Here is a 22347-nt window from a genome sequence, read left to right on the forward strand (position 1 = left end):
GGGTTGTTAAGCCCGTCCGGCGTTTGAGGACGAGGCCCGAAGGGCCGAAAGGCAGGGGGAGAGGGGGTGCAGCCCCCATAGGGTTCAGGCGGCGACAGAGAGACGTGCGGGCCGGCCGGAGGCCACCGCGCCCAGGAGGGCGACAATGCGCTGCGAGGCGAGCCCGTCGCCGAACGGCGAGGGAGTCTCGGCGAGGCGACGCAGGCCGGTGCCACCCTCGGCGAGGCGGCGCCGGACGGCCCGACTGATCGCCCGCCCGGGGGCGACCAACTCGGCGAAGCCGGAGACCACGGCCTCGGGCCGCTCTGTGGAGCGGCGCACCACGACCAACGGCCGCCCGAGGACGGTGGTCTCCTCCTGCACGCCCCCCGAGTCGGAGACGATCACCGCGGCATGCCGGGCAAGCGCGAGGAACTCCCCGTACCCGAGCGGAGGCAGAGAGGTGAGCGCGGCCAGCAGATGGCCGAACCCCGCGGCCTCCAGGCGGGCCTGAGTCCGCGGATGGACGGCGAAGAGCACGGGCAGCTCCGCGGCGAGGCCGGCCAACTCGGTGAGGATCGCGCGCAGCGCGGCCGGGTCGTCGGTGTTCTCGGGCCGGTGCACGGTGGCGAGGAGGTAGCGGTCGGCGGTGACGCCGTGCTCGGCGAGCAGCGCGGCGCGCTCGCCGACGGCGGGCAGGTGCTCGCGTACGGCCTCGACGACGGTGTTGCCCGTGAGGGCGACGCGTCCGGCCGGGACGCCCTCGGCGCGCAGCAAGTTCCGGTTGTCCTCGGTGGCCGCGCACAGCACGTCCGCGAGCTGGTCGATGACGACGCGGTTGTGCTCCTCGGGCATCGCGCGGTCGTGGCTGCGCAGGCCCGCCTCCACGTGGACGAGGGGGATGCCGCGGGAGTTCGCGGCGAGCGCGCCCGCGAGGGAGGCGTTGGTGTCGCCCTGCACGACCACGGCGAGCGGGGGCTCGGCAGCGAAGAGGGTGTCGAGCTGGGTGAGGGCCGTGGAGATCTGTACGGCGCGAGGCTTGCCGCCGACGCCCTGCAGGAGCGTGGGCTCGGGCAGGCCCAGCTCGGTGAGGAAGCGGCCGGAGAGGTCGGCGTCGTAGTGCTGGCCGGTGTGGACGAGGTGTGCAGCGTCGCCTAGGAGGCGGATTACGGGGGCGAGCTTGACCAACTCGGGGCGGGTGCCGAGGACGACCGCCACGGAGTTGCGGGGCAACGCGGGCATGGGGGATATCGGGGTCACCGGGGCGGTGGGCGTCACGGGGGCTCCTGGCGGGTGCTGTGCGGGGCGGACAGCAGGAGCGTGCGGTGCGGGGGTTGTCGCGGTGGGGTGTCTTCGGTTGCTCCCCGGTTGCGAGCCTTCGGCCGAGGCTGTTTTGGGGCGAAGGCCCCGGGCCATGGTCCCGTCCGGGCGGGACCTATGGCCCTGCGGCCCCCCTATGGGGGCTGCGCCCCCTCTCCCCCTGCCTTTTCGGCCCTTCGGGCCTCGTCCTCAATCGCCGGACGGGCTTAATAACCCCCGCTCGCCGGACGGGCTCGGGAACCCCCACTCACTGGACCGGCTCAAACGCCCTCGCCGCGGTAGCGGTAGCCCAAGCCCCGTACCGACTCCAAGGGGTCGTCGCTGTCCTCGACGGCGAGTTTTCTGCGCAGGCGTAGTACCGCGAACTTCACGCGTTCGCGGCCCGTCGCGTCGGGGTCGTCCCAGACGAGGTCGAGGAGTTGTTCGGTGGTGACGACGCGGCCGCGGTTGCGGACGAGGACTTCGAGGAGGCGGTACTCGATGGCGCTGAGGCGGGTCTCGTGGCCCTGCCAGACGGCCGAGCGGCGTTCGGGGACGAGTCTGAGGCCCGCCTCGACGTAGTCGCCGCGCCAGTGCTCGGGGTTGCTGCGGCGCAGCAGGGCCTCGACGCGGGCGAGGAGCTCCAGGTGGTCGAAGGGCTTGCAGAGGTAGTCGTCGGCGCCCGAGCGCAGGCCGCGGACGCGTTCGGCGGGGCTGGTGCGGCCGGAGAGGATCAGGACGGGCAGGTCGGTGAGGTCGCGGGTGCGGTCGAGGACGTCCCAGCCGTCCAGGCCGGGCAGGACCAGGTCCAGGACCATCAGGGCGGGGCGGCGGGCGAAGAGGAGCCGCAGCGCCGCCTGGCCGTCGTCGGCGGCCACGACCTCGTACCCGGCCCGGGTGAACAGGACCCGCAGCGCGAGCCCGAGGTCGGGATCGTCCTCGACGAGCAGCAGACAGGTCATGCCGTGACGGTCCCGGGCGGGCTGTCGGCCGGCGACACGTCGCTTCCGGGCGGGCCGTCGGCCGGTGGGGCACCGCTTCCGGGTGGGCCGTCGGCCGGTGGAGCACCGCTTCCCGGCGGGCCGCCCGCCGGCAGCCACACCTCCACGGCCGTGCCGTGGCCCTCCGTGCTGTGCACGGTCACCGTGCCGGCGTGCATGCGCACCGCGTCCCGTACGACGCTCAGGCCGAGCCCGGTGCCCGGGTAGGAACCGCGGCGGGCGTTCGGGGCGCGGACGAACTCGGTGAACACCTCCTCCTGGAACTCCTTGGGGATGCCGATGCCGTCGTCGCGCACCGTGAACTGCCAGCCGGGGGAGGGGAGTTCGCCGTCGGGGGCGCCACCGCCGCGGGGGCGTGCCGTCACGGCCACGGCGCCGCCCGCGGGCGTGAACTTCACGGCGTTGTCGAGCAGCGCGGCCAGCGCCCGCTCGACGCGGTCCGCGTCGGCGACGAGCGGGGGCCGTTCGGCGGGCAGGTCCAGGCTCAGGAAGACGCCGCCGCGGGTGGCCCGCGGGGTGGTGTCGGCGACGAGGCGGGTCAGGAGGGGGCCGGGGTCGAGCGGGGCGTACGCGGGCGGGGTGGTCGCGGCCTCGGCGTACCGGTGCAGGAGTCCGTCCGCCATGTCCTGCATGCGCTGGGCGCCGCGCCGGATGGTGTCGACGTAACTGCGCTGGGCCGTGCTGAGTGTCCCCGCCGCCGGGTCGGCGAGCAGCTCGCAGAAGGCGAGCACGGTGGCCAGCGGCGTACGCAGCTCGTGCGAGGTGCGGGCGGCGAACTCGGCGCGGTCGTGGGCGAGTTCGCCCAGCGTGTCGATGTGGCGGTGCAGGTCGTCCTCGTACCGGCGCTGCTCGGTGATGTCCTCGACCAGCCACAGGACGCCGAGGCGGGCGTCGCCGGTGTCGATCGGCTGGCGGCTGCGGCGCAGCGTACGGCCGTCGCGCAGCCTGAGTTCCGCCTTGCGGACGAACTGGCCGCGCAGCGCGCGCACCGAGCCGACGTCCACGTCCGGGAGGAGCCGCGCCATCGCCTCGGCGATGGGCTCGGCGGAGGCGCCCGTCGACAGGTCGACGCTCTCGATCCCGCACACCGTCGCGAACTGCGGATTGGCCGCGACGACCCGGCCGTCGTCCCCGACGAGCAGTGCTCCGAGCGGGATCGCCCGGAGCACCGCGTCCGTGAACGGGGCGTGCAGGCCCCGCGGCTCAGTCGTCACGTGGCTCAGCCGTCACGTGGCGGGCTCGGCCACCGGCAGGCCCGCCCGGCCGTGGACGGGTGCGGGCGCGAGGCCGAGGCGCTCCAGCTCGGCGTCCGCGAGCGCCTCCAGTACGCGCGGGTCGGCGCTGCGCCAGCCCTCGGCGAGGCTGCCGGGCGTGGCGTCCGGCAGGCCGGGGGTGCCGGCGAGGGCGGCGGCGGTGGCGGCCACCTCGTCGAGGGGGCGGAGCAGGGAGCGCAGGGCGAGGAGTTCGCGGCCGTCGTCGGACTCCGCGAGCTCCCGCGCGGCGACGGCCTGCCGGACCCAGCGCAGCCGGCGCGGCAGCCAGGCCACGAGGAGCAGGCCGACCGGGACCAGGAAGAGGGAGACCGCGCTCACCACGAGCCCGGCGCGCATCGTCACCGGGTCGATGTCGTCCACGAAGCCCACGACGGAGCGCAGCGCGGCGCCGACGTCGTCGCCGACGACCGGCAGGCGGGCGGCGGGGGAGCCGGAGGAGGCGACGCCCGAGTCCGGGCCGGGCCGGGTGAGCAGCACGGCGAGGCGGTACGCGACGACCGCGGCGGCGGTCCAGGCCGCGGTCCACAGCAGGACCGCGGCGTCACCGGCGAGCTGACGGGTCCGTCGACCCGGGTTCTGGGCATACCACATGGTCCGATTGGAACCCCGGGCCGCGCGGGGACGGGGCAGCCGCGCCGTGCGTACACCCGTTTCGCCGGGCGTGCTCCGGGGCTTCCGGGGGCTCGATGACATCAGATCCCTCAAGGCCCCTCAGGCCCTTCACATCCCTCAGGTACCAGGAGCGCGGGGTGACATCAGGGCCAAAAGTCCGATGTAACCGGGCCGAGGCCGCAGGGATGATGGGAGGACCATGTACGACCTGCCCGCCGCCGAGGCGCTACGCAAGGCGGCGGCCGCGGCCCGTCGCCTCGCCCGGCGTTGCGCGCGCGAACCCCGGGCCCTTGATCTGCTCACCGCCCTGGCCTGCCTCGCCCTGATGGCCCTCGACGTGCCTGGCCTGGCTGCCGCCGGTGACAATCCGCTCAACGGCGCCACGGCCGCCCTCGTCCTCGCGGCGGGCGCGGCGACGCTGCTGCTGCGGCGGGCCGTGCCGTGGGTGCCGTTCCTGGTCGCGCTGGTGCTGCTCGGCTGGCTGCACGAGCTGACGCTCGCGCAGTTCGCGCTGTACTCGCTGGCGCGGTACCGCGGGCGGCTCGCCGGGGCCGTGGGGGTCGTTCTGTACGTGGCGTTCGCGTACGTGATGTTCACGCTGCCTGGTTGGCCGGTGCACCGGGGAGACACGCTCAGCGAGTTCCTCAGCCTGGTCGTGCCGATCGGCGCGCTCGCGGCGGGGGTGGGGGTCGCGGCCAACCGGCAGGACCTAGTGCGGGCGCTGCAGGCGCAGCGGGCCGAGACGCAGGCCCTGCAGGCCGTGCAGCAGGAGCGGTCGCGGATCGCGCGGGACGTGCACGATTTCGTCGGCCGTGAGCTGACGCTGCTGAGCGTGCGCTCGCAGGTGCTCGCGCGGCGGGCCGGGGCCGCGCCGTACGCGGCCGGGTTCGACGAGCTGTCGGAGACCGCCCGGTCCGCGCACCGGATGCTCAACGAGATCATCGTGCAGCGCGGGGTGGACGGGGCGCCGACGCCCGGCCTGGAGGCGTTGCCCGAGCTGGCCGAGGCCAGTGGGCGGGCGGGCAGTCCGGTGGAGCTGGTCGTCGACGGCGCCGCGTACCGGCTGTCGCCGTTGCGGCAGGCGGCGGTGCATCGGGTGGTGCAGGAGTGCCTCACGAACGCGGCGAAGCATGCGCCGGGGGCGGCCGTGGCGGTGTCGGTCCGCGTGACCGGCGGGCGGCTTCGGGTGCGGGTGCGCAACGCCTTGCCGGCGGGGGCGGCAGGGGTGCCCGGTTCGGCTGACCCCGCGGGTTCCGCGCCGGTGTCCGCCGGGACCGGGACCGCCGGGATGGCGGAGCGGGTCCGTACGGTCGGCGGCACCTTCTCCGCGGGCCCTCACGCGGGCGCCTACACGGTCGAGGCCGACCTCCCCGCGGGCGACCTCACGTGACGCCACCGGGGGCTGCCGCCCCCGGACTCCCGCCATCGGCCTGAACGGCCTCGTCCTCAAGCGCCGGACGGGCTGTTCCCCACCCGCCCGCCCCTCCTGGGGCTCCGCCCCAGACCCCGCTCCTCAAACGCCGGAGGGGCTGGATTTTCCCGCCCGAAGGGCGAAAAGGGCGGGCGGGTGGGAGAAAGCCCGTCCGGCGATTGAGGACGAGCCGCGAAGCGGCGATCTGCGGCCACCCCGGCCCAGGGGGACCAGCCGGCCCACGGCAAGTGACACCCCGTACCCCCGCCCGGCCCGAGGGCTACGCCGCGGACATCACCCGCTCGAGCCCGTCGAAGTCCTCCACACACTTCCCGCAGCCCAGCGCCACGCTGTCCAGCGGGTTGTCGGCGACGAAGACGGGGATGCCGGTGGCGGAGGCGAGGCGGAGGTCGAGGCCGGGGAGGAGGGCGCCGCCGCCGGTGAGCACGATGCCGTGCTCCATGACGTCGCCGGAAAGCTCCGGCGGACACTCCTCCAGCGTCACCCGCACGGCCGCGATGATGGCCTCGACGGGCTCGTCGAGAGCGGCCCGCACCTCCGCCACGGTCAGCTCCACCGTCTTCGGCAGCCCGCCGACCTTCTCCCGCCCCCGCACGGTGAACGTCCGCTCCTCGAAGGCGTCTTCACCGGGCACGGGCCACGCCGACCCGATGGCGACCTTCACGTCCTCGGCGGTGCGCTCGCCGATCAGGAGCGCGTGCTCGCGGCGTACGAAGTCCGTGATCGCGGAGTCCAGGCGGTCCCCGCCGACCCGCAGGGACTGCGACGTCACGATCCCGCCGAGCGAGATGACGGCGACCTCGGACGTGCCGCCGCCGATGTCCACGATCATCGACCCGCGCGGCTCGGCCACCGGCAGCCCCGCCCCGATCGCCGCCGCCATCGGCTCCTCGACCAGATGCACGGCCCGCGCCCCGGCCCGCTGCGCGGCGTGCACGATGGCCCGCCGCTCGACCTGCGTGACGCCGCTGGGCACGCAGATCACCATCCGCGTACGCGGCCTGCGGCCGGGCACGGCCTTGCGCACGAAGTGCCGGATCATCTCCTCGGCGGCCTCGAAGTCGCTGATCACGCCGTCCTTCAGAGGGCGGATCGCGGTGATGGAGCCGGGGGTGCGGCCGATGGTCTCCTTGGCCTCCGTCCCGACGGCGAGCGCGCCGCGCGCACCGTCCTTGACGGCGACCACGGACGGCTCGTTGAGCACGATGCCCTGACCGCGGACGTAGAGAAGGGTGTTGGCGGTGCCGAGGTCGATGCCTATGTCCATGATCGCCAAGTTTGCCCGTCACATCCGGGAGACGGAGGGACCAAAGTCCCGAACAGGACAGGCCGAAAGTCCTGACGCGGTCGACGACAGCCCGCCCGAGCCGGAAATAGCCCGTCCGGCGATTGAGGACGAGGCCCGAAGGGCCAACGAAGGGGGAAAGGGGCGAAGCCCCATAGGAAGAGGCGAGCCCAGGCCTGAGGCGCCCACGCCAGACCACGCCCGAATAGACTGGCGTACGTGAGCGACCTCCCTCCGAACGACAGCCCGCGCGACGACGACCACGACCCCGCCGACGAGATCGACCGGTTCGACGAGATCGTCGGCGCCGAGACCGACCGCGACCCCGACCTCGCCGTGATCGAGGCCGGCAGCCGCACCCTGCGCACGCAGGCCGGCCCGCCCGAGGCCGACGTCCCGGCCCGCCCGGCCGACCCGGAGGTGGACAAGGCGCTGCGCGCGGTCGAGGCGGAGCTCGCGGGCCGCTGGGGCGAGACCAAGCTGGACCCGTCGCTCGCCCGCATCGCCGCCCTGATGGACGTGCTGGGCGAGCCCCAGCGGGCGTACCCCTCGATCCACATCACGGGGACGAACGGCAAGACCTCCACGGCCCGCATGATCGAGGCCCTGCTCGGCGTCTTCGAACTGCGCACCGGGCGGTACACGTCGCCCCACGTCCAGTCGATCACCGAGCGCATCAGCCTGGACGGCGCCCCGATGGCCCCCGAGCGCTTCGTCGAGGCCTACGAGGACATCAAGCCGTACGTGGAGATGGTCGACGCCAAGGAGGAGTTCAGGCTCTCCTTCTTCGAGGTCCTCACCGCCATGGCGTACGCCGCCTTCGCGGACGCCCCCGTGGACGTCGCCGTCGTCGAGGTCGGCATGGGCGGCACCTGGGACGCCACGAACGTCATCGACGCCTCCGTCGCCGTCGTCACGCCCATAGACCTGGACCACACCGACCGCCTCGGCACCACGGCCGCCGAGATCGCCGTCGAGAAGGCCGGCGTCATCAAGCCGGACGCCACGGTCATCCTGGCCCAGCAGCCCGTCGACGCCGCCCAGGTGCTCCTGAAGAAGGCCGTCGAGGTGGACGCGACGGTCGCGCGCGCGGGCCTGGAGTTCGGCGTCGCCGCCCGCCAGGTCGCCGTCGGCGGCCAGCTCCTGACCCTGCGCGGCCTCGGCGGGGAGTACGAAGAGGTGTTCCTGCCCCTGCACGGCGAACACCAGGCGCACAACGCCGCGGTGGCCCTCGCCGCCGTCGAGGCGTTCTTCGGCATCGGCGCCCAGCACGCCCGCCCGCTGGACATCGACACCGTCCGCAAGGCCTTCGCCTCGGTCGCCTCGCCGGGCCGCCTCGAAATCGTGCGCCGCTCGCCCACCGTCGTCCTGGACGCCGCGCACAACCCGGCGGGCGCCCGCGCCGCGGCCGCGGCGATCAGCGAGGTCTTCGACTTCAGCCGCCTCATCGGCGTGATCGGCGTCAGCGACGACAAGAACGCCCGCGGCATCCTGGAGGCCTTCGAGCCGATCTTCGCCGAGGTCGTCGTCACGCAGAACTCCAGCCACCGCGCCCAGGACGCCGACGCGCTCGCGGGCCTCGCCGTCGAGGTCTTCGGCGACGACCGCGTGCAGGTCGAGCCGCGCCTGGACGACGCCCTGGAGGCCGCGATCACCCTGGCCGAGGAGGAGGGGGAGTTCGCCGGCGGCGGCGTCCTCGTCACCGGCTCCGTCATCACCGTCGGCGAGGCCCGACTGCTCCTGGGGAGGGGCTGAGAGCTGTGCGCACGCTCTGTTCGTCGACCTTGATCGGCGAGTTCTTCGTCATCGGATTCGCCGGTCTGGTCGCCATGAAGGACCCGGACCTGGCCACGGGCACGGTCTGGACGGTCTGCGGCATCGCCATGGCGCTGTCCGTCCTGCTGTGCGGCATGGTCACCCGGCCGGGCGGCGTCCAGCTCGGCTGGGCGCTGCAGATCGCCCTGATCGCCAGCGGCGTCGTGGTCCCGATGATGTTCTTCATGGGCGCGATGTTCGCCGCCCTGTGGTGGGCGTCGGTGCACTTCGGCCGGCACGTCGACGAGGCGAAGGCTAGGTTCGCCGCACAGGAAGCGGAGAGGGAAGCCGCCTGACCCCGGCCGGACAGTGTCCGAAAGCTGTGGCCCCTGTTCCGCCCTGCGCAACAGCGGCCCGCACCGGGTCGGTATCGTGCTCCGCAATCCCACGTGACCGTAAAGCCACTGCTTGGAGCCGCACATGAGCCAGCGCACTCTCGTCCTTCTCAAGCCCGACGCCGTACGTCGAGGTTTGGTCGGCGAGATCGTCGGGCGTATCGAGCGCAAGGCCGACTGGAAGATCAGCGCGCTGGAGCTGCGCACCCTGGACCGCGCCACCCTGGAGCAGCACTACGCGGAGCACGTCGGCCGCCCCTTCTACGAGCCGCTCGTGGAGTTCATGCTGTCCGGCCCCGTCGTCGCCCTCGTCGTCGAGGGTGAGCGCGTCATCGAGGGCGTGCGCGCGCTCGCCGGGCCGACCGACCCGATCGCCGCCGCACCCGGCTCCATCCGTGGCGACTTCGGTGTCATCGTCCGTGAGAACCTGATCCACGCCTCCGACTCCGAGGAGTCCGCCGAGCGCGAGCTGAAGATTTTCTTCCCGGGCCTCGTCTGAGAACCGCACCCGCGCGACCTGGGACGGCCGGTGAAATCCGGCCGTCCTTTGGCATATGCGGCCCGATTGGGGGAACCCGTCCCCCCGATGGCACGTCTCCAGAAGCGGGGCGGCTCATCATCTGCTGACAATGGCGCAGACCCTCGCGCCGTGTCCGTGCGGGCGAGACTACGATGGAAGCCTCCACGCCACACAGCACCCACCTCGCCTACCTAACAAGCCATCACACGCTCCACTAGGGAAGGCCAGACGCATCCTCATGGGGAACAACATGTCGTTCATCGGCCGTGACATGGCTGTCGACCTCGGGACCGCCAACACGCTGGTGTACGTCAGGGGTCGGGGGATCGTACTCAACGAACCGTCCGTCGTCGCGATCAACACCAACACCGGCGGCATCCTCGCGGTCGGCGCCGAAGCCAAGAAGATGATCGGTCGCACGCCGGGCAACATTGTCGCGGTGCGTCCGCTGAAGGACGGCGTCATCGCCGACTTCGAGATCACCGAGCGGATGCTGCGCTACTTCATCCTGAAGATCCACAAGCGCCGCTATCTGGCCCGCCCGCGCGTCGTGGTCTGTGTGCCCTCGGGCATCACGGGCGTCGAGCGCCGCGCGGTCATCGAGGCCTCCTCGCAGGCCGGCGCCCGCCAGGTGCACATCATCGAGGAGCCCATGGCCGCGGCCATCGGCTCCGGCCTGCCCGTCCACGAGGCCACCGGCAACATGGTGGTGGACATCGGCGGCGGCACCACCGAGGTCGCCGTCATCAGCCTCGGCGGAATCGTCACGGCACAGTCCATCCGGGTGGCCGGCGACGAGCTGGACAACGCGATCATCCAGCACATCAAGAAGGAGTACTCCCTCCTCCTCGGCGAGCGCACGGCAGAGCAGATCAAGATCACCATCGGTTCCGCGTACGACATGGACGCCGACGAGCACACCGAGATCCGCGGCCGCGACCTGGTCTCCGGCCTGCCGAAGACCGTCGTGATCTCCGCGGCCGAGGTCCGCAAGGCCATCGAGGAGCCCGTCAACGCCATTGTCGACGCGGTCAAGACGACCCTCGACAAGTGCCCGCCCGAGCTGTCCGGCGACGTCATGGACCGCGGCATCGTCCTGACCGGCGGCGGTGCCCTGCTGCGCGGCCTGGACGAGCGGCTGCGCCGCGAGACCGGCATGCCCATCCACATCGCCGAGGACCCGCTGGACAGCGTGGCGCTCGGCTCCGGCAAGTGCGTCGAGGAATTCGAGGCACTCCAGCAGGTTCTCGACGCCCAGCCGCGCAGATGATGTGACGCGTCGACGTCCGCCGTACGAGTGCCTGCCACCTCGTGCGGCGGATCGTTGATATAGAGGCAACACTGAGAAAACACACAATGCCGCGGCGCGCTCGCACGCCCGCGGTTTCATAGATTTCTTTGAGTAGTTTTCCGCAGATTCCGACTTGAGGAAGGCACGGCCGCCGCACGTGAGGGACACACGAGAGAGCCGGCTGCTCCTGGTGCTGCTGATCGCCATCGCGTTCGCGCTGATCACGGTGGACATCCGCGGCGGTGAGGATTCGCCGGTCGACGGTGCCCGCCAGGCCGCCGCCACCGTCTTCGGCCCGGTCGAGGACGGCATGTCGTCCGCCGTCGACCCGATCGGAAACGCGATCGGCGCGGTCCGCGACTCCGGTGACCGCCACGACCGCATCGCCGAACTGGAGCGGCAGAACGCCGCGTTGAAGGCCAAACTCGGCAGCGACGACCGCAACCGCAGCCGGGTCAAACAGCTCGACGCCATGCTGAAGAAGGCCGGCGCGGGGCAGTACGGCATCAAGGGCGCGGAAGTCATCGGCATAGGAGCGGCCCAGGGCTTCTCCTGGACGGTCACCATCGACGCCGGCGCCAACGACGGGCTGAAGCGCGACATGACGGTGCTCAACGGCGACGGCCTGGTCGGCCGCGTCACCACCGTCGGCCCGTCCACCGCCACGGTGCTGCTCGCCAACGACCCCGACTTCACCGTCGGCACCCGCATGGAGAAGACCGACGAGCTGGGCTTCGCCTCCGGCCAGGGCGACCGCCCGCTGCGGGTCCAGCTGCTCAACGGCAAGTCGAAGGTCAAGAAGGGCGACCGCCTGGTGACCTTCGGCTCCCAGGCCGACAAGCCGTTCGTGCCGGGCGTCCCGGTCGGCGAGGTCATCCGCGTCGACCCGTCCGGCGGCGACCTCACCCGCAACGTCTACGTCCGCCCGTACGTCGGCTTCACCAAGCTCGACGTCGTCGGCGTGGTCGTCGAGGCCCCGCGCGAGGACCCCCGCGACACGGTGCTGCCGCCCAAGCCCGCCAAACCCAAACCGGCCCCCACGGTGACGGTCACGCCTTCCGGCCAGCCCCCGGCCGACGGCGCAGACAACGGCAACGAGCAGTAGGAGCACTGACACCCCCATGCGCTTCAACCGGATCCTGCTCGCCAGCACCCTCGTCGTCGTCGCCCTCGTCATCCAGGTCAGCGTCCTGGCCCGGCTCCAACTGCCCGGCGCCGTGCCCGACCTGGTGCTCCTGACCGTCCTCGGCCTCGCCCTCGTGTACGGCCACACGGGCGGCGCCCTCATCGGCTTCGGCGCCGGCCTGCTCACCGACCTCGCGCCGCCCGCCGACCATGCCGCCGGGCGCTACGCCCTGGTCCTGTGCGTCATCGGCTATCTGGCCGGCCTCGCCAAGCCCGAGACCGGCCGGCTGCGCTCGGCCAGCGGCCCGCTCGTCGTCGTGGTCGGCGCCGCCATCGGCTCCACGCTCCTGTACGCGGGCGTGGGCGCCCTCGTCGGCGACGACGCGGCCCGCCACGTCGGCCTCGGCGGACTGCTCTTCACGGCCGCGCTGTACGACCTGCTGCTCGCGCCGTTCACCATCCCGCTGATCATCGCGCTCGCCCGGCGCGCCGAGAACGACCCCCTGGGAGAGACCTCCTCGGGCGGCAAGGCGGCCGACGTCTCCTCCGGCTTCCTGTCCTCCGGCACCGGCCTGAGCATCGGCAACCAGCGCGGCGCCGGACTGCGGATGAAGGCGGCCAAGGCCCGGGTGGCCCGCGCCGGACGCATCAAGGGGGTCAAGCGCCTGTGAGCGCACGGCAGTTCACGTACCGAGCCGCCCGGCGGCCGACGTACACCAGGGGAGGAGTGCAGCAGTGACCGCCCACCCGTCGCCCACCACCACCCTTCCAAAGAATGGGCTACGCCCATGACCAATATTCCTGAGACCGGGCGCACGCCCCGCGTCCAGATCCGCCTCGTCATCATCCAGATCCTCGTCGTCTCGCTGCTCCTCACCCTCGGCGGCCGCCTGTGGTACCTCCAGGTCCGCAACGGCGACGAGTACGCCGAAGAGGCCTCCGGCAACCACGTCCAGCAGGTCGTCCAGCCCGCCGTGCGCGGCTCGATCCTCGACGCCCGCGGCGTGCCCATCGCCGACAACCAGACCCGCCTCGTCGTCTCCGCGTCCCGCACGGACCTGATGAAGATGAAGGACGACGGCAAGGGCGTCCTCGACAAGCTCGCCGCGGTCCTGAACATGACCCCCAAGGAAGTCGCCGACAAGGTCCGGCTCTGCGACTCCAAGACGCCCCAGCCCTGCTGGAACGGCTCGCCCTACCAGCCCATCCCGATCACCGACGAGGCCACGCCCAAGCAGGCCCTGCAGATCCGGGAGCGCTCCGAGGACTTCCCCGGCATCACCGCCGAGCCCACCGCCGTGCGCCGCTACGGCGCCCCCGGCAAGTCCAACACCGCGCAGGTCCTCGGCTATCTCTCGCCCGTCACCGACGAAGAGATCAACAAGGCCAAGGACACCGACTCGCCGTACCTGCGCTCCGACCAGGTCGGCCGCTCCGGCCTGGAGCGGACGTACGACAAGCAGCTGCGCGGCAAGGCGGGCGTCACCCGCTACGAGGTCGACAACCTCGGCCGGGTCATGGGGAAGGCCGACTCCGATCAGGCCCGGCCCGGCTCCAACGTCGTCACCAGCATCGACGCGCGTGTGCAGGCCGTGTCCGAGTACTGGCTGAACGACGCTATGGAGAAGGCCCGCAAGGAGTTCGACAAGAACACCGGCGAGAACTACAAGGCCGACGCGGGCGCCGTCGTCGTCATGGAGAACAAGACCGGCCGCGTCGTCTCCATGGCCTCCCAGCCGACCTACGACCCGAACGCCTGGGTCGGCGGCATCTCCGGCAAGGACTACTCCAAGCTCACCGGCAAGAAGTCCAACTACCCGCTCCTCAACCGGGCCATCCAGGGCCAGGCCGCCCCCGGCTCCATCTTCAAGGTCATCCCGACCACCGCCGCCGTCAACGCGGGCTACGAGTTCAACGGCCGCTACCCGTGCCCCAGCTCGTACTCCATCGGCGGACAGGTCTTCAAGAACTTCGAGTCCCAGGGCCACGGCTCCATCACCCTCGGCCAGGCCCTGGAGGTCTCCTGCGACACGGTCTTCTACAAGCTCTCGCACGACCAGTGGGCCAAGGACGGCGGCAACAAGCCGAAGAAGGACCCCAAGGACTGGTTCTACAAGACCGCCCACGAGTTCGGCCTCGGCAAGGAGACCGGCATCGACCTGCCCAACGAGGTCACCGGGCGCGTCCCCGACCGCCAGTGGAAGAAGGACTACTGGCAGGCCAACAAGGACGCCTGGTGCAAGCAGGGCAAGAAGGGCGGCGAGTACGCCGAGCGCATCGCGTACGAGAACTGCCTCGAAGGCATGAAGATGCGCGCCGGTGACTCCGTCAACTACTCCATCGGCCAGGGCGACACCCTCGTCACGCCGATCCAGATGGCCACCATCTACTCCGCCATCGCCAACGGCGGCACCATGTACGACCCCACCGTCGGCAAGGCGATCATCAGCGCCGACGGCAAGCACGTCGAGGAGATCGCGCCCAAGTCCCACGGCAAGCTGCCCATGGACGCGGCCCTGCGCAAGGACATAGACGGTGCCCTCGCGGACGTCGCGACCAAGGGCACCGCCGCCTGGCGCTTCGGCGGCTGGCCGCAGGACAAGATCCCGATGCACGCGAAGACGGGTACGGCCGAGGTCTACGGCAAGCAGACGACGTCGTGGTTCGCGACGTACACCAAGGACTACTCGATCGTGATGACGATCTCCCAGGGCGGCACGGGCTCCGGCGCGTCCGGGCCCGCCGTCCGCAAGATCTACGACGCGATCTACGGCCTGGACGACGACGGCAAGCAGGACCTGAAGAAGGCCCTGCTGCCCGAGCCGCAGAAGACCCTGCCCAAGATCCAGCCCGACGGCTCCATCGACGCCCCGAAGGTCAAGCCGTACAAGCCGGAGAAGCCGAAGCCGCCGACCGAGCAGACGGAACTGGCCGGGGCGCCGGCGAACGGGAGGCGTGACTAGCTCATGGCCGGCACTGGTGGCTTCTCCGTCTCGGGCTACGGCCCCGAACGCTCCACGCTCTCCCGCCTGTTCGCCCGCGACTCGATACTGCGCAGGCTCGACTGGGTGATACTGCTCTGCGCGCTCGCGCTGTCCGTGATCGGCTCCGCGCTGGTCTACTCCGCGACCCGCAACCGCACCGAACTCGTCGGCGACGACCCGTACGCCTTCCTGTTCAAGCACGTCATGAACATCGGCATCGGGCTCGCCCTGATGGCCGGCACGATCTGGCTCGGCCACCGCACCCTGCGCACGGCCGTGCCGATCCTCTACGGCATCTCGGTCCTGCTCGTGCTGCTCGTCCTCACCCCGCTCGGCGCCACCATCAACGGCGCCCACGCGTGGCTGGTGATCGCCGGGTTCTCGCTGCAGCCCTCCGAATTCGTCAAGATCACCATCATCCTGGGCATGGCGATGCTGCTCGCGGCGCGCGTCGACGCGGGCGACCGGGAGCACCCGGACCACCGCACAGTGATGCAGGCGCTCGGCCTCGCGACCGTGCCGATACTGATCGTCCTGCTCATGCCCGACCTCGGCTCGGTCATGGTCATGGTGATGATCGTGCTCGGCGTACTGCTAGCCTCCGGCGCCTCCAACCGCTGGGTGTTCGGCCTGCTCGGCACGGGCGTCGCCGGTGGCATCGCCATATGGCAGCTCGGCGTCCTCGACGACTACCAGATCGCCCGCTTCGCCGCCTTCGCCAACCCCGCGCTCGACCCGGCGGGCGTCGGCTACAACACCAACCAGGCCCGCATCGCGATCGGTTCGGGCGGCCTGACCGGCACCGGCCTGACCAAGGGCTCCCAGACCACCGGCCAGTTCGTCCCCGAACAGCAGACGGACTTCGTGTTCACCGTCGCCGGTGAGGAGCTCGGCTTCGTCGGCGCGGGCGCCATCCTGGTCCTGCTCGGTGTCGTGCTCTGGCGGGCCTGCCGCATCGCGCGCGAGACGACCGAGCTGTACGGCACGGTCGTCGCCGCCGGGATCATCGCCTGGTTCGCCTTCCAGGCCTTCGAGAACATCGGGATGACCCTCGGCATCATGCCGGTGGCGGGCCTGCCGCTGCCGTTCGTCTCGTACGGAGGGTCCTCGATGTTCGCGGTCTGGGTGGCCGTGGGCCTCCTCCAGTCGATCAAGGTGGAGCGCCCGCTGTCGGCGTAGCGGCAACGCCCGCTGCCTGAGCAGCGGACCGAGGACTGCCCAAGTCGGCCGATCGCGTCTAGATTCGGTTCATGGCGGACACGAAGCGCGAGATCGAGCGGAAGTACGACGCCGGCGCCCACGGCGGACTCCCCGACCTCAGGGGAGTCGCCGGGGTGGCCGACGTCCTCGACAAGGGCGTCGCCGACCTGGACGCGGTCTACTACGACACCGCCGACCAGCGCCTCGCCGCCGCCTCCATCACGCTGCGCCGCCGCACCGGCGGCGACGACGCGGGCTGGCACCTGAAGCTGCCGGTGCCCGAGATCGAGGGCGCCCGCGACGAGGTGCACGCCCCGCTGTCGGACGACGTGCCGCGCGCCCTCGCGGGCCTCGTCCGCTCCCGCGTGCGCGACGCCGAGCTCGCCCCGGTCGTCCGCCTCCGCTCGGCCCGCGACCTGCGCCACCTCGTCGACGAGTCCGGCACCCTCCTGGCGGAGGTCAGCCTCGACGGCGTCCGCGCGGAACGCCTCACCGGCGGCGACGGCACCACGTCCTGGACGGAAATCGAGGTAGAACTCGCGGACGGCGCCACCCCGACCCTCCTGGACAAGGTGGAGAAGAAGCTGCGCAAGGCGGGGATACACCGCTCGACATCGCCGTCGAAACTGGCGAGGGCACTGGCGGAGACGGCGGTCAACGAGCCCGTTACCGCTGTGGGCAATCGTCCCGCAGGGCGGGTTCCCGACCCTCAACTGCAGCCCCAGGCCGACGGCAAGCCTGGTAAGAGGCTCGGCAAAGGCAAGGGGCGGCAGCCCCAGGCCCAGCTCAGGGCCGACTCCGCGGGCGCCCAAGTCCTCGCGTACCTCCGCGAGCAGCGCAACGCCCTGGTGGACCTGGACCCCGCGGTCCGCCAGGACCTCCCCGACTCGGTCCACCAGATGCGCGTGGCCACCCGCAGAACCCGCAGCGCCTTCAAGACGTACGGAAAGATCCTCGACCGCACGGTCACGGACCCCCTGGGCGAGGAACTGAAGTGGCTGGCCGCCGAACTGGGCGTGGACCGCGACCGCGAGGTCCTCACCGAACGCCTTACGGAGGCCATCGCGGCGCTCCCCAGAACCCTCCTCCTGGGCCCCGTCCGCGGCCGCCTGCGGACCTGGAAGGTCGCGGGCCGCGCAGGCTCCCGCCGCAAGACGGTCGCCGTACTCGACAGCAAGCGCTACCTCGCGCTGCTCGACCGCCTCGACGCCGTCCTCGCCGACCCCCCGCTCCGCAAGGCCGCGCAGGCCCCCGCCGCCGAGGCCCTGCCCAAGGCGATGCTCAAGGACTACGACCGGCTGGCCACCCGCGTCGACCACGCCCTCGCGCTGGCCCCCGGCGCGGACCGGGACGTGGCGATGCACGAGGCCCGCAAGGCCGCCAAGCGCGCCCGGTACGCGGGCGAGGCGGCGAAGCCCGCCCTGGGAAAGCCCGCCGCCCGCTTCGCCAAGCGCATGAAGGCCGTCCAGCGGGTCCTCGGCGACCACCAGGACAGCGTCGTCGCCCGCGAGGCCCTGCGGAACCTGGCGATCCAGGCGCACGCGGCGGGCGAGTCCGCGTTCGTCTGGGGCCTGCTGTACGGCCGCGAGGAGGCCGCCGCGGCCGCACGGGAGCGGGAGCTGCCGGGGGTGTGGGAGCGGGCGTCGCGGCCGAAGGTGCGGGCGGCGCTCGGCGGCTGAGCGGCCGCGCGGGGGTCCGCCGATCGAGGTACGGAGCGTGGCCGCGGCCACGTTAGGCTTGAGGGTCACCCCTGTCAGCTCACGAAGGTCCAGCGATGTCTGTCGAGTCGGTTTTCCCGCAGCTCGAAGCCCTGCTCCCGCATGTGCAGAAGCCGATCCAGTACGTGGGCGGTGAGCTCAACTCCACCGTCAAGGACTGGGACTCCTGCGACGTCCGCTGGGCGCTCATGTACCCCGACGCGTACGAGGTCGGCCTGCCCAACCAGGGCGTCATGATCCTCTACGAGGTCCTGAACGAGCGCGAGGGCGTCCTCGCCGAGCGCACGTACAGCGTCTGGCCGGACCTCGAAGAGCTGATGCGGGAGCACAAGGTCCCGCAGTTCACGGTGGACAGCCACCGCCCGGTGAAGGCCTTCGACGTCTTCGGCCTGAGCTTCTCCACGGAGCTCGGCTACACGAACATGCTGACCGCCCTGGACCTCGCGGGCATCCCGCTGGAGTCCAAGGACCGCGGCATCGACGACCCGATCGTCCTGGCCGGCGGCCACGCGGCGTTCAACCCCGAGCCGATCGCCGACTTCATCGACGCGGCGGTCATCGGCGACGGCGAGCAGGCCGTGCTCGACATGACGGAGATCATCCGCCGGTGGAAGGCCGAGGGCCGCCCCGGCGGCCGCGAGGAGGTCCTCTTCCGCCTCGCCAAGACGGGTTCGGTCTACATCCCGGGGTTCTACGACGTCGAGTACCTCCCGGACGGCCGCATCGCCCGTGTCGTACCGAACAAGAGCGGTGTCCCGTGGCGCGTGTCCAAGCACACCGTCATGGACCTCGACGAGTGGCCCTACCCGAAGCAGCCGCTGGTCCCGCTCGCCGAGACCGTGCACGAGCGGATGTCCGTGGAGATCTTCCGCGGCTGCACGCGCGGCTGCCGCTTCTGCCAGGCGGGCATGATCACCCGCCCGGTCCGTGAGCGTTCGATCACGGGCATCGGCGAGATGGTCGAGAAGGGCCTCAAGGCGACGGGCTTCGAAGAGGTCGGCCTGCTGTCCCTCTCCTCCGCCGACCACTCCGAGATCGGCGACATCGCCAAGGGCCTCGCGGACCGGTACGAGGAGGACAAGATCGGCCTGTCCCTCCCCTCCACCCGCGTGGACGCCTTCAACGTCGACCTCGCCAACGAGCTGACGCGCAACGGCCGTCGCTCCGGCCTGACCTTCGCCCCCGAGGGCGGCAGCGAGCGCATGCGCAAGGTCATCAACAAGATGGTCTCGGAAGAGGACCTGATCCGCACCGTCGCCACCGCCTACGGCAACGGCTGGCGCCAGGTGAAGCTGTACTTCATGTGCGGCCTGCCCACCGAGACCGACGAGGACGTCCTGCAGATCGCCGACATGGCGATGAACGTCATCCAGAAGGGCCGCGAGGTCTCCGGCTCCAACGACATCCGCTGCACGGTCTCCATCGGCGGCTTCGTCCCCAAGCCCCACACCCCCTTCCAGTGGGCCCCGCAGCTCTCCGCCGCGGAGACCGACGCCCGCCTGGAGAAGCTCCGCGACAAGATCCGCGGCGACAAGAAGTACGGCCGCTCCATCGGCTTCCGCTACCACGACGGCAAGCCCGGCATCGTCGAGGGCCTGCTCTCCCGCGGCGACCGCCGCATCGGCGCCGTCATCCGCGCCGTCTACGAGGACGGCGGCCGCTTCGACGGCTGGCGCGAGCACTTCTCGTACGAGCGCTGGATGCGCTGTGCCGACAAGGCCCTCGCCCAGTTCGGCGTGGACGTCGACTGGTACACGACGCGCGAGCGCACGTACGAGGAAGTCCTGCCCTGGGACCACCTGGACTCCGGCCTCGACAAGGACTGGCTCTGGGAGGACTGGCAGGACGCCCTCGACGAGACCGAGGTCGACGACTGCCGCTGGACGCCCTGCTTCGACTGCGGCGTGTGCCCCGCCATGCAGACGGAGATCCAGGTCGGCCCGACCGGCAAGAAGCTGCTGCCGCTGTCCGTCGTCAACAAGTAGGCGTACGAGAACGACAAGTAGACGCAAACAACAAGTAGGCGTACGAGAAAGTCGGGAGCCGTACGGACGCCGTGCGCGTCTAGGACGACATGGACCTGGAGAAACGGCCCGCCGCCCGCGCGCCCGAGCAGCCCTCCGCGCAGGCGGAGGGCTGTCTCGTGGTGGCGATCAGGCTTCCGGTGCGGATCATCGCGCTGATCGTCGTCGTGCCGGTGCGGCTCGTGTGGGACGCGCTTGTCGTGGGTGGGCGGTTCGTGCGGGACACCGCGCTGCGGCCCCTGGGCCGGGGTCTCGCCTGGCTGGGGCGGACCCTCGTGGTGGTGCCGCTGAGCGCGCTGTGGAGGTACGTGCTCGCTCCGGTGGGGCGGGGGCTCGGGGCGGCCGCGGTGTTCCTCGGCAAGTGCCTGTTCGTCTGGCCCTGGGTGGGGCTGTGGCGGTATGTGGCCGTGCCGGTCGGGATGGGCATCGGCTGGCTGCTGTGGATGCTGCTCGTGGTGCCCTCCGTGTGGCTGTACGAGTATGTGCTGACGCCCGTCGGGCACGCGATCGCCTGGGCCGCCCGCGGCGTCGGCGCCGGGCTCGTGGCGCTCGGGCGGGGCGCGCGGTGGCTGCTGCGGATGCTGTTCGTGGTGCCTTCGGTGTGGCTGTACACGCGCGTGCTGACCCCCCTCGGGCACGGCATCGCGTGGGTGGCGCGAGGCGTGGGGGCAGCGTTCATGTGGCTCGCGCGGGGGATCGGTACGGGGCTCATGTGGCTCTGGGTCGGGGTGATGTGGCTGCTGCGCGGGATCGTGTTCGTCGTCGGGACGCTGCTGCGCTGGATCTTCGTGGTGCCCGTCGTGGCGGTGTGGCGGTGGGTGCTCGCGCCGATCGGGCGGGGCATCGCCGTGGTGGCGCGCGAGATCGGGGACGCGCTCGGGCACGCGTGGCGGGTCGCGGGGCATGTGTCGCGGGCTGTGGGGCGGTTCTTCGGGCAGCTCCTTCGGTGGATCTTCGTGACCCCCGCGCGCTGGGCGTACCGCACCGTCCTCACCCCGGTCGGGCACGCCGTCCGCGACCTGGTGTGGCGCCCCGCCTCCGACGCGGTCCGGGCGGCCGGACGGGCGACCCGCCAGGCCCTCGCCGCCGCCCGGCAGAGCGTGCGCCAGGCCCGCGCCGACGTGCGCCGGGCGCTGTTCGGCGCGCCCCGGGAGCGGGTACCGGCGGGAGAGGTCCCGCAGGCCCGGGGGGAACCTGCGGACGGCGAAGCACGTACCCTAGGGCACAGGGCCCGGCGCGAAATGTCCCCGCCGACGCGGGGGTGATCCCGAATACTCCCCCGGGCAAGCGCCAGCCCGGACGTCCTCCCCGCCGATGCGGGGGTAGCGTCACGGATCGCGTACACAAGGAGAAGTTCCACTGGGCAAGCGACAGCCCGAAGGCCCGCCGCCCGCACCCGCGGTGCAGCGCATCAGACTGCGCTACACCAAGCGCGGCCGCCTCCGGTTCACCAGCCACCGTGACTTCCAGCGCGCCTTCGAGCGGGCGCTGCGCCGCGCCGAGGTGCCCATGGCGTACTCGGCGGGGTTCACCCCGCACCCGAAGGTGTCGTACGCCAATGCCGCACCCACCGGCACGGGCAGCGAGGCCGAGTATCTGGAGATCGCGCTCACCGAGCACCGCGACCCGCGGAAGCTGTGGGAGCTGCTCGACGGGTCACTGCCCGACGGACTCGACATCACGGACGCCGTCGAGGCCCGCACCTCCGGCCTCGCCGACCGGCTCACCGCCTCCGTGTGGGAGCTGCGTCTGGACGGCGTCGAGCCCGCGGACGCCGAGCGCGCCGCGGCCGCCTTCCGCGCCGCCGAGACCGTCGAGGTCCAGCGCCGCACGAAGAACGGCATGCGGACCTTCGACGCCCGCGCGGCCGTCGTGAGCCTGGACGCCCTCGGCCCGGAGGCGCTCGCCTCCCGTGCCGATAGGCCGACGGACAAGCCCTGTGCGATACTGCGGCTGGTTGTACGGCACGTGACACCTGCCGTCCGACCCGACGACGTCCTGTCCGGTCTCCGAGCTGTGGCCGACCTGGCGCCGCCGGTCCCCGCAGCGGTGACCAGGCTGGCGCAGGGGCTTTTCGATGACGAGACCGGCACGGTGACCGACCCGCTCGCGCCCGACCGCGAGGCAGTCACGGCCGCCCCGGCCGATGGGCACCCCCGTTCAGGGGTCGCCCATTCTGCCGCCGCGAAGGCGCCGGAGTAGGGACAGTCCCGCGCAGGGACGTTCGCCGAGAACACCGCAGCGCCACCCTCGTACTCGGGAGCCACCTGGGTCGGGCGGCGCACTGACCAGAAGACTTTCGCCAGGCCGTCCGCACAAGAGGCGTACGGAACCGGCGAGACAAGACACAGAGAGCTCCCGTGCGGCGCCCACGCCCCCGGATGGCGGCCCCGCGCAGCAAGCGAGAGCCGCGGATACGTCCGGTACAGGCGCGGCGCCCGGGAGCGTGACGG

Annotated in this window: 18 protein-coding genes; 13 read left to right on the forward strand and 5 right to left on the reverse strand. The window is 71.9% G+C overall.

Features of this window, described 5'->3' with window-relative positions:
• Nucleotides 1-84: 84 nt before the first annotated feature.
• From wecB to AC0KTA_RS25015, 4 genes are all read right to left on the reverse strand, one after another.
• On the reverse strand, nt 85-1221 hold the full coding sequence (gene wecB, locus AC0KTA_RS25000) for a non-hydrolyzing UDP-N-acetylglucosamine 2-epimerase (protein WP_481056552.1): 1137 nt from the start codon (nt 1219-1221) through the stop codon (nt 85-87).
• A gap of 338 nt (nt 1222-1559) precedes the next feature.
• A complete protein-coding gene (locus tag AC0KTA_RS25005) occupies nt 1560-2240 on the reverse strand; it encodes a response regulator transcription factor (RefSeq protein ID WP_481050460.1) in 681 nt (226 codons plus the stop codon).
• Nucleotides 2237-3493, reverse strand: a complete 1257-nt coding sequence (locus tag AC0KTA_RS25010; protein ID WP_481050461.1) for a sensor histidine kinase — start codon at nt 3491-3493, stop codon at nt 2237-2239. The genes AC0KTA_RS25005 and AC0KTA_RS25010 overlap by 4 nt, the downstream gene beginning before the upstream one ends.
• Before the next feature lie 12 nt (nt 3494-3505).
• On the reverse strand, nt 3506-4144 hold the full coding sequence (locus tag AC0KTA_RS25015; protein ID WP_481050462.1) for a hypothetical protein: 639 nt from the start codon (nt 4142-4144) through the stop codon (nt 3506-3508).
• A 220-nt stretch (nt 4145-4364) separates the two neighbouring features.
• Between AC0KTA_RS25015 and AC0KTA_RS25020 the strand changes: the two genes are divergently transcribed.
• A complete protein-coding gene (locus AC0KTA_RS25020) occupies nt 4365-5555 on the forward strand; it encodes a sensor histidine kinase (RefSeq protein ID WP_481050463.1) in 1191 nt (396 codons plus the stop codon).
• A gap of 301 nt (nt 5556-5856) precedes the next feature.
• Here AC0KTA_RS25020 and AC0KTA_RS25025 read toward each other — a convergent pair whose 3' ends face one another.
• A complete protein-coding gene (locus tag AC0KTA_RS25025) occupies nt 5857-6864 on the reverse strand; it encodes a rod shape-determining protein (RefSeq protein WP_481050464.1) in 1008 nt (335 codons plus the stop codon).
• Nucleotides 6865-7101: 237 nt separating this feature from the next.
• Here AC0KTA_RS25025 and folC point away from each other — a divergent pair, with 237 nt between their 5' ends.
• The 12 genes from folC (at nt 7102) to AC0KTA_RS25085 (ending at nt 22096) form a co-directional block, all read left to right on the forward strand.
• Nucleotides 7102-8637 carry a bifunctional tetrahydrofolate synthase/dihydrofolate synthase gene (gene folC, locus AC0KTA_RS25030; protein WP_481050465.1) on the forward strand — a complete coding sequence of 512 codons (1536 nt, stop codon included), beginning with the start codon at nt 7102-7104 and terminating at the stop codon, nt 8635-8637.
• 5 nt (nt 8638-8642) lie between these two features.
• A complete protein-coding gene (locus tag AC0KTA_RS25035) occupies nt 8643-8993 on the forward strand; it encodes a DUF4233 domain-containing protein (RefSeq protein ID WP_481050466.1) in 351 nt (116 codons plus the stop codon).
• 124 nt (nt 8994-9117) lie between these two features.
• Nucleotides 9118-9531 (forward strand): nucleoside-diphosphate kinase, encoded by a 414-nt coding sequence (gene ndk, locus AC0KTA_RS25040; protein ID WP_481050467.1) that lies wholly within the window; start codon nt 9118-9120, stop codon nt 9529-9531.
• A gap of 271 nt (nt 9532-9802) precedes the next feature.
• On the forward strand, nt 9803-10822 hold the full coding sequence (locus AC0KTA_RS25045) for a rod shape-determining protein (protein WP_030362602.1): 1020 nt from the start codon (nt 9803-9805) through the stop codon (nt 10820-10822).
• A gap of 178 nt (nt 10823-11000) precedes the next feature.
• Nucleotides 11001-11948, forward strand: coding sequence for a rod shape-determining protein MreC (mreC, locus tag AC0KTA_RS25050; protein ID WP_481050468.1), 948 nt, complete (start codon nt 11001-11003; stop codon nt 11946-11948).
• Nucleotides 11949-11964: 16 nt separating this feature from the next.
• A complete protein-coding gene (mreD, locus tag AC0KTA_RS25055) occupies nt 11965-12639 on the forward strand; it encodes a rod shape-determining protein MreD (protein WP_481050469.1) in 675 nt (224 codons plus the stop codon).
• A gap of 117 nt (nt 12640-12756) precedes the next feature.
• Nucleotides 12757-14931: a penicillin-binding protein 2 gene (mrdA, locus tag AC0KTA_RS25060; RefSeq protein ID WP_481050470.1), complete on the forward strand. Its 2175-nt coding sequence runs from the start codon at nt 12757-12759 to the stop codon at nt 14929-14931.
• Between the two features lie 3 nt (nt 14932-14934).
• Nucleotides 14935-16131, forward strand: coding sequence for a rod shape-determining protein RodA (gene rodA, locus AC0KTA_RS25065; protein WP_481050471.1), 1197 nt, complete (start codon nt 14935-14937; stop codon nt 16129-16131).
• 71 nt (nt 16132-16202) lie between these two features.
• Complete coding sequence (locus tag AC0KTA_RS25070; RefSeq protein WP_481050472.1) at nt 16203-17831, forward strand: CYTH and CHAD domain-containing protein; 1629 nt, start codon at nt 16203-16205, stop codon at nt 17829-17831.
• Nucleotides 17832-17926: 95 nt separating this feature from the next.
• Nucleotides 17927-19855: a TIGR03960 family B12-binding radical SAM protein gene (locus tag AC0KTA_RS25075; RefSeq protein ID WP_481050473.1), complete on the forward strand. Its 1929-nt coding sequence runs from the start codon at nt 17927-17929 to the stop codon at nt 19853-19855.
• A gap of 89 nt (nt 19856-19944) precedes the next feature.
• Entirely contained in the window at nt 19945-21159 is a 1215-nt protein-coding gene (locus tag AC0KTA_RS25080) for a hypothetical protein (RefSeq protein ID WP_481050474.1), read from the forward strand.
• Nucleotides 21160-21295: 136 nt separating this feature from the next.
• The gene (locus tag AC0KTA_RS25085) at nt 21296-22096 is read left to right on the forward strand and encodes a TIGR03936 family radical SAM-associated protein (protein ID WP_481050475.1); all 801 of its coding nucleotides are present in this window, start codon (nt 21296-21298) and stop codon (nt 22094-22096) included.
• Nucleotides 22097-22347: the final 251 nt, after the last annotated feature.

The sequence above is a fragment of the Streptomyces sp. Y309 genome, from assembly GCF_056712025.1.